Source organism: Anaerofustis butyriciformans (assembly GCF_036289385.1).
Taxonomy (GTDB): Bacteria; Bacillota; Clostridia; order Eubacteriales; family Anaerofustaceae; genus Anaerofustis; species Anaerofustis butyriciformans.
Genome location: NZ_JAYFFH010000001.1, coordinates 527,552 through 541,206, shown reverse-complemented (window position 1 = coordinate 541,206; position 13,655 = coordinate 527,552). Strand labels below are relative to the sequence as shown.

Below are 13,655 nucleotides of genomic sequence, written 5' to 3'. Positions count from 1 at the left end.
TTAAATAGAATATATGTGACAGAAAACATCGTAGAAATACGGTGTTTTTTGTTACCCAAAACCCCACAATTTCATACATAACCACAGGTTAGTACAAATACCTTGCGTGATTTTTTGATAGGCTTAGCAAGGGTTTTTTACCCGATTTTCGCCCCCGAGAAATGACAGAAACAAGGCAGTAAGTATCTTCCCTGTGGTTTTTTATTTTCAGACGGAAAGGTGGATTGATATGCCGAGAATGAGCAAGAAACGGAAACAGGAGTGGGCGTTGTTTCTGAATGAAAGAAATCGCATTACCTACAACGAACTTTGCAGAAAGTGCAGTAATGACTGCAAGCAGAGTTTCCGCTGTATCGTAGTGCTTTGCCCGAAGTATTTATCGAAAAGGAGAACGAAGAACAATGAAGCAGACGGAAAATGAAATGAATGTAAATGTACCTCTTGAAGTTATCAAGGCAAGTGAAATCGAACCGAAAGAAGTGAAATGGTTGTGGTATCCGTATATTCCATTCGGCAAGGTTACGCTGTTGCAGGGCGATCCGGGCGATGGAAAAAGCAAGTTAATGCTTTCCATTGCCGCCCTGCTTTCAAAGGGAGAAGCCTTACCCTTTACCGATGAAGAAATAGAACCTATGACTATCATCTATCAGACAACGGAAGATGATGCAGACGATACGGTAGTACCCCGATTTAACTCTGCCGGTGGGAATGGAGAAAATCTTATCTTCATCAAGGAAGATGAAAAGTCTTTATCCTTTGGAGATAACCGTATTGCTGAAGCAATCGAAAAGTATCACGCAAAACTTTTAATTCTTGACCCGATGAGTTCCTATATCGGAGAGAACTGTTCAATGAACAATGCCAACGAAACAAGGGCAGAGTTTAATCACTTGATTGCAGTTGCAAAAAATACTGGCTGTGCCATCGTGATTATCGCCCATATGAACAAGATGAGAGATATAAATCCTCTTTATCGCACCAACGGTTCGATTGATATTGCGGGTGCTGCAAGAAGTATTCTTGCAATCACACGCACACCGAACAAAGAAGCACCAGCGGAACGATATATGGTGCAAGTGAAATCCAACCTTGCCCCGACAGGCTCGGCAATTCTTTTTGAGGTGGCAGAAAAGGGAGTGGACTTTATTTCTGAAATGGAAATGACCGCAGAAGAAGCGTTCCAATCCCTTGCCCCTAAAATGGGCAGACCGAACGAAAAGGAAATCAAGGCGAAGGAATTTCTTTTGGAAATTCTGAAAGACGGAGAAATGCTTTCTTCGGATTGCGAAGAAAGACTTGAAGCCGCAGGGTTCAAGAAATCGACCATCAAAAAGGCAAAGAAGAAAGCAGGAGTTATCTCCCGAAAACGAGGCTTTCTGTGGTACTGGTCTTTGCCGATGGGCGATATACCGAGAGAATAAATGCAGGCTGTCTGATGGTAGGACAGTCTGTTTTTATGATGGAGGTATCTAAGGAGGTCAAGGGGGAACTCCCTTGCCCACGACATCTTTGCAGACGAAGTCTGAAAGTGTCATAGTGGGTTACACACATTCAAAGAATGTTGTGTAATGGCTTCGCCCCCTGCTGAGAAAGGAGAGTAAAATGGCAAAAACCAATAAGGCGGATATGAGTTGTGCAAGGGTAAAACAGTACACCGCTTCTGATGTGAGCAAGGCGGAAAGGCACAACGAACGCAAGAATGAAACTTATGAAAATATGAATGTGATTGCGGAGCGAATACCCTTTAATGTGCATTTCAAAAAGCCGACTGCCCCGACTTATATGGAACAGTTAAAGCAGATGGAAACAGACGGTCAGGTGTCGCTTCGTGGGTTAAGGAAAGACGCAACGCTGTTTAATGAGATTGTGATTGATGTGAACACGATGTACTTCGAGCGTAACGGCGGTTATGAATACGCAAAGCAGTTTTATGAAGAAGCCTATCATTTTATTGAAGAAAAATTCGGTGCGGACAATGTTATATCGGCGGTAATGCACGCTGATGAAATCAATGTAGCCGCAAGCGAAGAACTTGGAAAAGAGGTTTACCACTATCATCTTCACGCTATGGTTCTGCCTGTGGTGGAGAAAGAAATCTTGTGGAGTAAGCGTTGCAAAGACGAGAAATTGCGAGGAACAGTTAAGGAAGTGGTTAATCAGATTAGCCATTCAAAGAAATGGAAATCGGATATTCCGATGACCGATGAAAAAGGAAATCCGTTGCTAAGAAAGAACGGGAAACCGATGTTCCGAGCTTCGTACAGCATACTGCAAGATGAATTGTTTCACTATATGACGGAACAAGGGTTCAAAGGCTTTCAGCGTGGCGAATACGGAAGTACAGCAGAGCATTTGACTTCCCTGCAATATCAAATCCAACAGGACAAAGAGCGATTGGAGAAGTTGCAGAAGCGTATTCAAAAGGAACAGGTTAAGTATGAGCCTGCCCGTCATATTTCCAAAACCTTAAACGAGATTGACAGTATGGGACAGAAAACATTCACAGGCAAAATGGCAATTTCCCAAAAGGACTATTCTGAGCTGACTGCCCTTGCCAAAGAGGGTATCACAAGTCGTGCGGAAATCAAAAAATTTGAGCAGAGTGCAAATTTTTACCGACAGAAGTATATGGACAGTGCAAACGCATTGGAACGAATGAAAACCAAATACAACGAACTGAAAGAAAAGTGCAGACCTTTTCTTGAAGCGTTGGAACATTTCCCCGAAGTTGCCAAACTTTTTACCGAAAAAGTGAAGCAACTTTTTTCTTTTAAGGAAGCACAGGAACGAGCCGAAAAAGAAGCAAGGGAAAAAGAAAGACAGGAGCGTATCAAGGCACGAAAGAGCAAGCGAGGTATGGAAAGATAACCTTTTCCATTATACTCACGACTTAATGACTTCTTGATATGTTCCGATGAAACAGGCTGTATTTGTGGGGTGTTCCAAACGGAATGCCCCACAATCAATTTATGAAAAGGAGAAAATGATTATATGAAAGAGAATATTTTATCTTATACAACACGAATAGGCAAAACAACTTTTATTGTAAATGTGAAGCAATCGGAAAGTGCGAAGAAGCCTTTGAATACGGTGTTTCAAGAGATATGCAGACACGAGATGTTAGGAGATTTTTCAGCGGATAAATATTTGAATTTAGAAAACTTACAAAAATCATCTTGACAAACTCGTTCCCGAAGGTACAGGTTATAGAGCAAAAACTAGATTTGCAAAGTTCTTTAATTTACCAGAACTTATGGCAATGTTTAAGGAAGTTGCTGATATACAAACTTCTGATATGCTTAATCTTCCGGTACCAAAAGCAAACTATCATAATATAGTCATAGAGCCTAGTGAGATTCAAAAAGAACTTGTAAAAGAACTATCTGAAAGAGCAGAAAGAATAAGAAATAGAATGGTAGATTCTTCTATTGATAATATGTTAAAAATAACTAATGATGGAAGGAAATTAGCACTTGACCAAAGATTATCTAATGAAATGTTAGACGATTTTGATAAAAGTAAAGTTGCAACTTGTGCAGATAATATCTATGATATTTGGAACAAAACAAGTCCTAATAAATCTGCTCAACTTGTATTTTGTGATTTATCAACTCCACATAATGATGGAAAGTTTAATGTATATGATGACTTAAAAAAGAAACTTATTGATAGAGGAATACCAGAGGAAGAAATTGCATTTATTCACGATGCAAATACAGATGCAAGAAAGCAAGAATTATTTAATAAAGTTAGGCGAGGACAAGTAAGAGTTTTGATGGGCAGCACTCAAAAAATGGGTGCAGGAACTAACTGTCAAGATAGATTAATTGCATTGCACGATTTAGACTGTCCGTGGCGACCAAGTGATTTAATTCAAAGGAGTGGAAGAATAATTAGACAGGGAAATAAAAATCCAGAAGTAGATATTTATAGATATGTAACGGAGGGAACTTTTGATGCATATTTATATCAGTTAGTAGAAAATAAACAAAGATTTATTTCTCAAATAATGACTTCAAAGACTCCTGTAAGATTTGCCGAAGATATTGATGAAACAGCATTATCTTATGCAGAAATTAAAGCACTTGCAGCAGGAAATCCAGATATAATTGAAAAGACAGAACTAGATACACAAGTCGTAAAATTAAAGTTATTAAAACAAACTCATTTAAGTGAAATATATGCATTAGAAGATAAAGTTATTAAATATTATCCTAATGAAATAAAAAGATTAGAAAATAGAATTGAAGATATGAAAGAAGATTTAGAGTATTTTAAATTTAATAATGCAGAAGATAATTCATTTCAGAAGATGACTATTAGAGGCGAAGACTTTATAGAAAGAAAAGAAGCAGGAGAAAAAATAATAGAAATATGTAAATCAATGACTAATCCAGAGCCAATAGAAATAGGAGAATATAAGGGGTTTAAAATGATGTTATCATTTGATACTTTTGATAGGAAATTTTATATGGGAATGAAAAATAATTTATCATATAAAGTAGAATTAGGAAGTGATCCAAGTGGAAATATAACCCGTATTGACAATGTATTAAATAGCATTGAAAATAAACTTTCTAATGCAGAAAGCAATCTTGAAGATACCAAAAAAAATTATGAAAATGCAAAATTAGAAATAAAAAAACCATTTCCACAAGAGGAAGAATTAAAAGCCAAATCTAAACGATTAGATGAACTTAATATTAAATTAAATCTTAATGAAAAAGATAAAGAAATTGTTGACGATGGTGGCGAAGAAATTAGTGATAATCATACACCTAATAAAGATTATGAAAGATAATTTTATTATTATATTAGAGCGATTTTAGATAAAAACTATTATCGCTCTTTTAAATTTTTAAGAAAGGAATTGATATTATGGAAGAAAAAATAAGACAAGAATTGTATGAAAAATTAGAACAAGAACTTACTTCTTATAAACAGGAATTATCTACTTTAACTACAAAGGAGATAATTGATAAATCTTATGAAACAACTGTTAAAGAAGAAGTCATTTATCTTTTTTATCCAGAGTCAAAACAATTTGAGATAGACGAACTTAAAGCATTAAAAAATGAAAAAAATTCATTAGAAACTCTGTATCAAGGATGGATGGATTCTGACTTAAATATAAATCAAATACTAGAAGATAGTGTTAGAGATACTGTGTCTGATTTAGCAGATGAATATAGAGAAAAGCAATCAAAGAAAAAAGATAAAGAAAGGTAGGTAATAGTATGGCATATTATCAACCAGAAGAAATACAAAGAGCAAAGGAAATGGATTTATATACTTATTTAAAAAACTATGAGCCAGAAGAATTAGTATATTTTAGTAGAGGAACTTATATGACTCGAACACACGATAGTTTAAAAATAAGTAATGGAATGTGGTATTGGTTTTCAAGAGGAATAGGAGGAAAAACTGCATTGGAATATTTAATTAAAGTTAGAGATTATACTTTTATACAAGCAGTAGAAACTATTTTAGGTTATTCTAATGTAAAACCACCAACTATGTATCAACAGCCCAAAAAAGTTCAAAATATTAGACTTATTTTACCAAAAAGGTCTAAATCAACTGATAAGATAATTAGTTATTTGTCTAGTCGTGGAATTGACAAAGACATAATAAATGAGTGTATAGATAATAGATTAATTTATGAAGATTTACCAAATCACAATGTTGTTTTTGTTGGATATGATAAAAATAATGTTCCAAGATATGCAGGAATTAGAGGTACAAATAGTAGTAGATATATGAAAGATGCTTATGGTAGTCATAAGGCATTTTCTTTTAAACTAGAATCAACAGAAAAAACAGATTCAGTTCATTTGTTTGAAAGTGCGATTGATTTATTATCGTATGCAACATTAAAGAAAATGGAAAATAAAGAGTGGTATAATGATAACCTTTTATCTCTTGCAGGAGTATATCAACCTGCAAAAAAAATTGATGAAAGTAAGATACCACTAGCATTAAATTATTATTTAAATCAGAATCAAGATATTGAAAAAATATATCTTCATTTTGATAATGATAGTGCAGGAAGAATAGCAACAATGGCACTCAAAACTATTCTTCCAAAAAAATATGAAGTCATTGATGATCCACCACTAATAGGAAAGGATTTCAATGACTTTTTGTGTGCTAAAAAAGGAATTAATTATAAAAAAAGATATGAAAAAGAAAGGTGAGATATTATGAAATTTGATTATTTAAAATTAGCAAATATTATTAAAACAAGGAGGAACGAAGTGGGTATTTCTACAAGAAAACTTGCCGAAAAAATAGGTGTAAGTCACGCAGAAATATCTAGATTTGAGAATGGATTAAAGCCTAGTTTTTATTTTATTCCATTCGTAAAAATGTGCAATGAATTAGGATTAGATGTTAATTTTTTATTAGAAACTGTTGGTCTTTTAGAAGAAGAACAAGAAAAAAAATATGAGGTTAAAATTAAAAATGTCAATGAAGATTATTTTGAAATAATGGCAAAAAATCCAAGAGAAGCAGCAATTATTGTTACAAAATTTGTGATAGAAAATGGAATTATTGAGTTAGATTCTAGCCAAGAAATTGTTGTAGATGTTGTAGAAATTTTTGATGAAGAAGAAGAAAATTCAGATGAAATAGAAGAAGAAATAGATGAAGAATCTTCTTCAGAATGTCCTTGTGAAAGTTGTATATATTATTGCCCTTATTGTGGCGAATGTACCTATGGGGAGTAAATTTATTGTCTAGCCAGCACTGAATTCATACTCCCGTACGAATTCGGTTGTGGGGAAATCCCCAATCCCCTTGTTAGAAAAATGATATTAAAAAGAAAGGAAGATGATTAATTATGAGTCAATTATTATTTTTTATTTTAGGTTTTATAATAGGAGGTCTTGGAATGACTACTTTGATGTGTTGCTTACAAATAAATCGTATAAATGAATTAGAAAGACAAATAGTTTTAAAAGATGAAATAGAAGAAGAACCGGAGGTAGTAAAATGCGAAGTCGTAGAATAAAAAAACAGATATGGCTTAGCGAAGAAGAAGATTATATAATGAAATGTAATTCAGAGGCAGTTGGAATGAATGCCTCTGATTATATTAGACATTTAATTGTAGGTTATAAGCCAAAAGAAAAACCACCAGAACAATTTTATGAAGATATGAAAGGTATTCGTAAAATAGGAAACAATATAAATCAAATTGCAAGAATGGCTAATGCAAAAAAAGTTATTGATGTTCCTCATCTAAAAAAAGAAATAGATAAATTAGATGAACTAATAGTTGATATGAAAAACAAATATCTCCGTCCAGATAAATAAAAATAATTTTTGTAGAACTATATAAAAAAATAAAATAAAATGATATAATATTATTATAAAATTACTGGTGAAATTAAGATGATAAATAGTAATTTACCAAAAAGATTGTCAGTAATGACAGTCTTTTTTGTACGACAGGCAGTTATACAAATAAATTAGTTCAGTGCAACTAATCTATTTTTTTATTATATATTGACTTTTAACGATAACTACTATAAAATATAGTAGTGTAGTTTATAGTAGAAAAGAGGACATTAAATATATGAAAAATTATGACAATTATTTTCTTCCTGTAGATAATATGGAAGAAGCAAAAAGATACTATGAGGAAATATTGGGGTTAAAAAAGAAATTTGATTTCTCTGATAAGGGAATGGTTGCTTATAATATTGGAAATGAAGAACCTGCAATAATTTTAAAAGACAAAAATAAATTTGAGAATTTAAAGCCTACAATATGGTTTGAAGTAGAAGATGTTGCAATCTTCTATAAAGAAATGTTGAATAATGATATAAAATTTTTGAGTGAGCCTTTTAAAATTGGAACTGGTAATGCAGTCGAGTTTGAAGATCCATTTGGAAATAGACTTGGCGTTACAGATTATATTAAGTAAGGAGTAGAGATTATGTCAAATATAGATTTGGTATTATTAGGACTTATTAAACAAAAATCACAAAGTGCTTATGATATTAAAAAAAATATAGAATATCGTAATATACCAAGATGGGTAAAAATTAGTGAACAGTCTATTTATAAGAAAGTATTACAATTAGAATCAAAAGAATATATTGTTAGCCATAAAGAGAAAGAGGGAAATATGCCAGATAAAGCAATATATACTATTACTAACAAAGGTAATGATTATTTTAATAAACTTATGAATGATATTTCAAATTCTGATGTTAGTCTATATTTGGATTTTAATGTTATTATCACGAATTTAGATTTAGTAGATGATGAACAAAAACAGATTCTTGTTTCTAATATAAAATCAAAGATATTAGAATTAAAAGAATTACTAAATGAAAGACGTTCTCATAGACAACATATTCCTAATGTTGGAAAACAAATGTTCAAACAACAATTAGCATTAGTAGAAACATTAGAAAAGTGGATAATTGATTTTGAGAATAGTTTAAAAGAACAAAATTAGCAAATATTGATTTTAAGTTAAAAGATAAATTTGTAGGGAGGGAAATTCCATGAAAATAATCAACATTGGTATTCTTGCTCATGTAGATGCAGGAAAGACGACCTTAACGGAAAGTCTGCTTTATACAAGTGGAGCAATTTTAGAATTAGGCAGTGTAGATAAGGGAACAACAAGGACAGATACTATGTTTTTAGAACGTCAGCGTGGAATCACAATTCAGGCAGCAGTTACTTCTTTTAATTGGAATGACTACAAAATCAATATTGTAGATACTCCTGGACATACAGATTTTATAACAGAAGTGTATCGTTCCTTATCTGTTCTTGATGGAGCAATTTTAGTAATTTCTGCTAAAGATGGTGTACAAGCACAAACCCGAATACTATTCCATGCACTTCAAAAAATGAATATACCAACAATTATTTTTATAAATAAAATAGATCAGGATGGAATTAACTTAAATAATATTTATCAAAATATCAAAGAAAAACTTTCAAATGATATTATTGTTATGCAAAATGTAACATTAACTCCAGAAATATCAATTAAAAATATCATTGATTTAGATGATTGGGATCCTGTAATTTCCAAAAATGATAAACTTTTAGAAAAATATATTGTAGGAGAAAAATTGACTATACAAGAATTAATGTATGAAGAATATAGGTGTGTTAAAAAAGGTTCGTTGTTTCCTATATACCATGGAAGTGCTAGAAATAATATAGGGACTCAACAACTTATCGAAGCTATTTCAAATCTTTTTTGTTCTGAAATGAATGAGAATGATTCAGAACTATGTGGAAGAGTTTTTAAAATTGAATATACAGACCATAAGCAAAGATTAGTTTATTTGCGTCTTTATAGTGGAACATTACACTTACGAGATACAATTATGTTGCCAGAAAAAAAGAAAATGAAACTTACAGAAATATATATTCCTTCAAATGGGGAAATGATACAGACAAAAATAGTTTGTTCTGGAGATATTTTTATTATACCTAACAATACATTAAGATTGAACGATATTATAGGAAATGAAAAGATTTTGCCATGCAATGTATGGAATGACAAGACTGTACCAATACTACGAACAAGAATTGAACCGATAAAAATAGAAGAGAGAGAAAAATTATTGGATGCTCTTACAGAAATTGCAGATACTGATCCTCTTTTACGTTATTATGTTGATACGATAACACATGAAATCATCATTTCTTTTTTAGGAACAGTGCAGTTAGAAGTTATCTGTTCTCTGTTGATTGAAAAATATCACATAAACATAAGAATCGAAGATCCAACCGTAATTTATTTGGAAAAGCCATTACAAAAGGCAGATTATACTATTCATATTGAAGTACCACCAAATCCATTTTGGGCATCAATTGGATTATCAATAACTCCACTTCCAATTGGCACTGGAATACAGTACGAAAGCAAAGTTTCACTCGGTTATTTAAATCAAAGTTTTCAAAATGCAGTAAGAGAAGGTATTAATTATGGACTGGAGCAAGGATTGTATGGTTGGAAAGTGACAGATTGTAAAATATGTTTTGAATATGGTGTTTATTATAGCCCTGTTAGTACTCCCTCGGATTTTCGCTTTCTTGCCCCAATTGTACTTGAACAAACATTGAAAAAAGCGGGAACGCAATTATTAGAGCCATATCTTTCGTTTATACTTTTTACACCAGAGGGATACTTTTCTCGTGCATATAAAGATGCACAAAAACATTGTGCAATAATTGAAACAAGTCAATCAAAAAATGATGAAGTTATTTTTACAGGACATATTCCTGTACGTTGTATTAATGAATATCGTAATACTTTAACTCTATATACAAATGGGCAAGCAGTTTTTTTGACAGAATTAAAAGATTATCAAATTGCTACTTGTGAACCAGTTATTCAATCACGTAGACCAAATAATCGAATAGATAAAGTACGCCATATGTTTAATAAAAAAGAAAATTAAGTTACTATTCACTAAAATTACAATTTATTAAGCAGACAATTTATGGGCTTATCAGAAATGATAGGCTCTTTTTTTATGGGAGGTAAAATGAAAAAATTAAGAAAACTTTGGATTAATTTCTGGGGACACAGATATAGAGTTTTTGAAGAAGATAATAAAGTATGTGATGTACTTATTTATCATAGAAAAATATATATAATAAAGGAGTGATTATGGCAACAACAGGTATATGGAAAATAGAAAAAAGATTAGATAATGTATTAGATTATACTACAAATGTAGAAAAGACAAAACATAATGAAAATAATAATTATTACGATTTACACAATGTGATTGAATATGTAGAATCAGATTATAAAACAGAGGAACAACTTTTGGTATCAGGAATTAATTGTAGTCCTAAAACAGCACTTGAAGAAATGAGTATTACAAAAGAACAATATGGAAAGACAGACGGAATACTTGGATTTCACGCATTTCAATCTTTTGCAGAGGGGGAAGTTACCCCAGAATTATGCCATACTATTGGAGTAAGACTTGCTGAAGAAATGTGGGGAGATAGATTTGAAGTTGTTGTTAGTACACATCTTAATACAAATCATTATCATAATCACTTTGTTATAAATTCTGTATCGTTTAAAGATGGAAAAAGATATTATGATAAAAGAGAAACTTATGCAGAATTAAGAAGATTATCTGATTCGTTGTGTGAAGAATATGGATTATCAGTTATACAAGAAAAGCCCTGTAGAAATAGTAAAATAAATTTTGCTAATTATCAAAAAGATTTAAATAATAAAGTTAATTATTATTCTATTGCAAAAGAAGATTTAGATAGGGCAATAGGTATGGCTACTTCTTATTATGACTTTGAAGATTTAATGAAAGCAATGGATTATGAACTTATTTATAGAGCCAATAAATTAAGTATAAAAAGAAGTCCATATAAAAAAAATATTCGCATTGAAAGATATTTTGGTAGTGAATATTCTATTGAAAGAATTACGCAAAGAATTGAAGAAGAACACATTAAGAAAGTTCCATTTGTTGAAGAATATGGAATTAATAAAAAGATTAATGCTAATTATTATAAAAAGCGAAAACCAAAGGGATTTTATGCTTTATATATTCATTATTGTTATCTCTTAAAAGTCTTTCCCAAAAAATATCCTTATCAAAAATTATCTCCTGCTATTCGTGCTGATGTTAGGAAGATGGAAGATATATCAAATGAAACTAAACTGCTTGTCAGAAATAATTTAAAAACTGATGAGCAGTTTTTTTTGTTTAAAGAAGAAAAGGAAAAACAACTTAATGATTTGATGGATCAAAGAAGTAAACTTTGGTACAAACATAAAAAATCAAAATCTAAACAAGAAAAAGATGAAATAAGGGAACAAATTAATGAATTAAATAAAGAAATTACTCCATTACGAAAGGAGGTGGTGCTATGTAAAGATATATTAGAGAGAAGTAAGAAGATAGAAAAAAATCTTCAAGAATTATCTGATGGAAATATAAAAGTAAAGGAGGTAGAAAAAAATGAACACATCAGGTGACGCTGCTGAATCTATTGTAAGAATGAGTTTGCAAGGATTTGAAGTAGCAGTAAGATTAAGTGGAAGTGGTGCAAAAAATATTGCAGCATTATTAGTGGCAATATTAAAAGACAAACAACAAACAAAGGGAAAAACAAGACTTACTAATATGCTTAAATCCGGGAAAGAACTTAAAGTATTTACTGTAAAAGAAGAAGATTTAAAAAAGTTTACTGAAGAAGCCAAAAGATATGGAGTATTATTCTGTGCTTTAAAGAGTAAAGGTAAAAGTGTAGATGGTATGGTAGATATTATGGTACGTGCAGAAGATGCAAGTAAAATAAATCGTATTGTTGATAGATTTAATCTTTCTACTTATGATAAGGCTTCTATTAAAAGTGAAATTCAAAAGACAAAAGATAGCAAAGACAAGGGAGTTGTTATAAAAAGTGTAGAAGAAAGACTTGTAGATGACATTTTATCTAAACCAATTAATAAGGAGGAAAATGAAATGTCAAACCCCCAATTGGCAAAAACGGAAAAAAACCCTCCGTTAGAGCCTACCTTAAACAACAAAAACAAGTTAGACAAGGGTACTAAATCTGATAAACCTTCTGTTAGAGAAGAAATAAAATCAATTAAAGAAGAACAGAAGAAAGAAAGAGATTTAGATAAGTCTGAACTTAAAAATGAAAAAACTGAAAAAAATAAGACAACTAAACATAAACAACCAAAATCAAAAAAGAAAAAATCAAAAGAAAGAGGGTAATAAAATATGAATGATTTGGATGAAATAATGGCAAAAGCCAATGGTAGTAAAACTACTCAAAATAAAAAGCCATTTGATAAAAATGCTTGGATAGAAAAAAAACAACAAGAAAGACAAGAAGTATACGATTTAATGGATAAAATGGCAAATGAAATTAAATCAGATGTTAATAAATATAAACAGTATTTAGATGTTCAAGGCAGATTAGATAAATACTCTGTTGGCAATGCACTCGTAATTACTGCAACACTTCCTACTGCAACACAATTAAAAGAATTTAATGATTGGAAAGAAGCAGGTGCTTTTATAAAAAAAGGAGAAAATGGAATTAAAATATTAGAGCCAGGAGATTCTTTTACAAGAGCAGATGGTACTTCTGGAATTTCTTATAATGTAAAAAAGATGTTTGACATTTCACAAACAACTTCTAATCAAAAACCAAAATCAATTAATTATGATGACAAAGTTAAATTAACTGCATTATTAAGAGATTGTCCTGTTGATATAAAAGCAGTAGATGATATTCAAAATGGTAATAACAGTGTTGTAGAATGGAATAAAAGTGATAATGCTTTATATGTCCAAAGAGGTGGAGAAACACCAGAAATATTTAAACAATTAGCCAGAGAATTAACAAGAGTAGGACTTGAAGAAAGTGGTAATGTAGAATTAGATAACTTTAAGTGTAATTCTACAGCCTATATGCTTTGTAAAAAATATGGAATTGATGTATCCAATATAAACATTTCAATTCCAGATTCATTTAAAAATATGAGTTCTAGTGAAGTAAGAAATGAATTGACTTCTATGCGTAGTGTTATGGAAGATATAAATACAAGAATGAGTGCTTATTTTGAAACAATTTCTAAAACTCAAAAAAATAAGGAACACGAAAGATAGGAG

The 13,655-nt window shown here is 31.2% G+C and carries 16 protein-coding genes and 1 pseudogene; all 17 read left to right on the top strand.

All coding sequences use genetic code 11. The features are described 5' to 3' along the window. Window positions 1–229: 229 nt before the first annotated feature. The 17 genes and pseudogenes from V2W16_RS02675 (at window position 230) to V2W16_RS02595 (ending at window position 13,652) form a co-directional block, all read left to right on the top strand. Complete coding sequence (locus V2W16_RS02675) at window positions 230–421, top strand: hypothetical protein (protein WP_044906491.1); 192 nt, start codon at window positions 230–232, stop codon at window positions 419–421. Further along, window positions 402–1,421 carry an AAA family ATPase gene (locus V2W16_RS02670; protein WP_044906493.1) on the top strand — a complete coding sequence of 340 codons (1,020 nt, stop codon included), beginning with the start codon at window positions 402–404 and terminating at the stop codon, window positions 1,419–1,421. Before V2W16_RS02675 ends, V2W16_RS02670 begins: the two co-directional genes overlap by 20 nt. Before the next feature lie 181 nt (window positions 1,422–1,602). Continuing rightward, complete coding sequence (locus V2W16_RS02665) at window positions 1,603–2,868, top strand: plasmid recombination protein (RefSeq protein WP_044906495.1); 1,266 nt, start codon at window positions 1,603–1,605, stop codon at window positions 2,866–2,868. Between the two features lie 183 nt (window positions 2,869–3,051). Continuing rightward, a complete protein-coding gene (locus V2W16_RS02660; RefSeq protein ID WP_262753295.1) occupies window positions 3,052–3,180 on the top strand; it encodes a hypothetical protein in 129 nt (42 codons plus the stop codon). A 1-nt stretch (window position 3,181) separates the two neighbouring features. Further along, window positions 3,182–4,801, top strand: a pseudogene (locus V2W16_RS02655) (helicase-related protein); the annotation flags it as partial. A gap of 101 nt (window positions 4,802–4,902) precedes the next feature. Next, window positions 4,903–5,229 (top strand): DUF3848 domain-containing protein, encoded by a 327-nt coding sequence (locus V2W16_RS02650; protein WP_329381104.1) that lies wholly within the window; start codon window positions 4,903–4,905, stop codon window positions 5,227–5,229. Between the two features lie 8 nt (window positions 5,230–5,237). Continuing rightward, on the top strand, window positions 5,238–6,197 hold the full coding sequence (locus V2W16_RS02645) for a DUF3991 and TOPRIM domain-containing protein (RefSeq protein ID WP_211964703.1): 960 nt from the start codon (window positions 5,238–5,240) through the stop codon (window positions 6,195–6,197). Between the two features lie 6 nt (window positions 6,198–6,203). Continuing rightward, window positions 6,204–6,731 (top strand): helix-turn-helix domain-containing protein, encoded by a 528-nt coding sequence (locus tag V2W16_RS02640; RefSeq protein WP_329381099.1) that lies wholly within the window; start codon window positions 6,204–6,206, stop codon window positions 6,729–6,731. 113 nt (window positions 6,732–6,844) lie between these two features. Next, window positions 6,845–7,015 (top strand): inseCt neurotoxin 1c, encoded by a 171-nt coding sequence (locus V2W16_RS02635; RefSeq protein WP_243112215.1) that lies wholly within the window; start codon window positions 6,845–6,847, stop codon window positions 7,013–7,015. Continuing rightward, entirely contained in the window at window positions 6,997–7,320 is a 324-nt protein-coding gene (locus V2W16_RS02630) for a MobC family plasmid mobilization relaxosome protein (protein ID WP_211964702.1), read from the top strand. The genes V2W16_RS02635 and V2W16_RS02630 overlap by 19 nt, the downstream gene beginning before the upstream one ends. 262 nt (window positions 7,321–7,582) lie before the next feature. Further along, window positions 7,583–7,933 (top strand): VOC family protein, encoded by a 351-nt coding sequence (locus V2W16_RS02625; protein WP_087302310.1) that lies wholly within the window; start codon window positions 7,583–7,585, stop codon window positions 7,931–7,933. 12 nt (window positions 7,934–7,945) lie between these two features. Beyond that, the gene (locus V2W16_RS02620; RefSeq protein ID WP_087302312.1) at window positions 7,946–8,473 is read left to right on the top strand and encodes a PadR family transcriptional regulator; all 528 of its coding nucleotides are present in this window, start codon (window positions 7,946–7,948) and stop codon (window positions 8,471–8,473) included. 49 nt (window positions 8,474–8,522) lie between these two features. Next, window positions 8,523–10,445, top strand: a complete 1,923-nt coding sequence (tet(44), locus tag V2W16_RS02615) for a tetracycline resistance ribosomal protection protein Tet(44) (protein ID WP_087302314.1) — start codon at window positions 8,523–8,525, stop codon at window positions 10,443–10,445. Window positions 10,446–10,532: 87 nt separating this feature from the next. Beyond that, a complete protein-coding gene (locus V2W16_RS02610; protein ID WP_329381081.1) occupies window positions 10,533–10,655 on the top strand; it encodes a hypothetical protein in 123 nt (40 codons plus the stop codon). Window positions 10,656–10,657: 2 nt separating this feature from the next. Further along, the gene (locus tag V2W16_RS02605; protein WP_329381078.1) at window positions 10,658–12,004 is read left to right on the top strand and encodes a relaxase/mobilization nuclease domain-containing protein; all 1,347 of its coding nucleotides are present in this window, start codon (window positions 10,658–10,660) and stop codon (window positions 12,002–12,004) included. Then, a complete protein-coding gene (locus V2W16_RS02600) occupies window positions 11,988–12,752 on the top strand; it encodes a PcfB family protein (RefSeq protein WP_211964693.1) in 765 nt (254 codons plus the stop codon). The genes V2W16_RS02605 and V2W16_RS02600 overlap by 17 nt, the downstream gene beginning before the upstream one ends. 6 nt (window positions 12,753–12,758) lie before the next feature. After that, the gene (locus V2W16_RS02595; RefSeq protein WP_329381072.1) at window positions 12,759–13,652 is read left to right on the top strand and encodes an ArdC-like ssDNA-binding domain-containing protein; all 894 of its coding nucleotides are present in this window, start codon (window positions 12,759–12,761) and stop codon (window positions 13,650–13,652) included. Window positions 13,653–13,655 lie beyond the last annotated feature (3 nt).

Bases quoted from the DNA above. Each gene is read 5' to 3' on its own strand.
- V2W16_RS02675 (WP_044906491.1), top strand. From the start codon at position 230: ATGCCGAGAATGAGCAAGAAACGGAAACAGGAGTGGGCGTTGTTTCTG.
- V2W16_RS02670 (WP_044906493.1), top strand. From the start codon at position 402: ATGAAGCAGACGGAAAATGAAATGAATGTAAATGTACCTCTTGAAGTT.
- V2W16_RS02665 (WP_044906495.1), top strand. From the start codon at position 1,603: ATGGCAAAAACCAATAAGGCGGATATGAGTTGTGCAAGGGTAAAACAG.
- V2W16_RS02645 (WP_211964703.1), top strand. From the start codon at position 5,238: ATGGCATATTATCAACCAGAAGAAATACAAAGAGCAAAGGAAATGGAT.
- V2W16_RS02640 (WP_329381099.1), top strand. From the start codon at position 6,204: ATGAAATTTGATTATTTAAAATTAGCAAATATTATTAAAACAAGGAGG.
- V2W16_RS02635 (WP_243112215.1), top strand. From the start codon at position 6,845: ATGAGTCAATTATTATTTTTTATTTTAGGTTTTATAATAGGAGGTCTT.
- V2W16_RS02630 (WP_211964702.1), top strand. From the start codon at position 6,997: ATGCGAAGTCGTAGAATAAAAAAACAGATATGGCTTAGCGAAGAAGAA.
- V2W16_RS02625 (WP_087302310.1), top strand. From the start codon at position 7,583: ATGAAAAATTATGACAATTATTTTCTTCCTGTAGATAATATGGAAGAA.
- V2W16_RS02620 (WP_087302312.1), top strand. From the start codon at position 7,946: ATGTCAAATATAGATTTGGTATTATTAGGACTTATTAAACAAAAATCA.
- V2W16_RS02610 (WP_329381081.1), top strand. From the start codon at position 10,533: ATGAAAAAATTAAGAAAACTTTGGATTAATTTCTGGGGACACAGATAT.
- V2W16_RS02605 (WP_329381078.1), top strand. From the start codon at position 10,658: ATGGCAACAACAGGTATATGGAAAATAGAAAAAAGATTAGATAATGTA.
- V2W16_RS02600 (WP_211964693.1), top strand. From the start codon at position 11,988: ATGAACACATCAGGTGACGCTGCTGAATCTATTGTAAGAATGAGTTTG.
- V2W16_RS02595 (WP_329381072.1), top strand. From the start codon at position 12,759: ATGAATGATTTGGATGAAATAATGGCAAAAGCCAATGGTAGTAAAACT.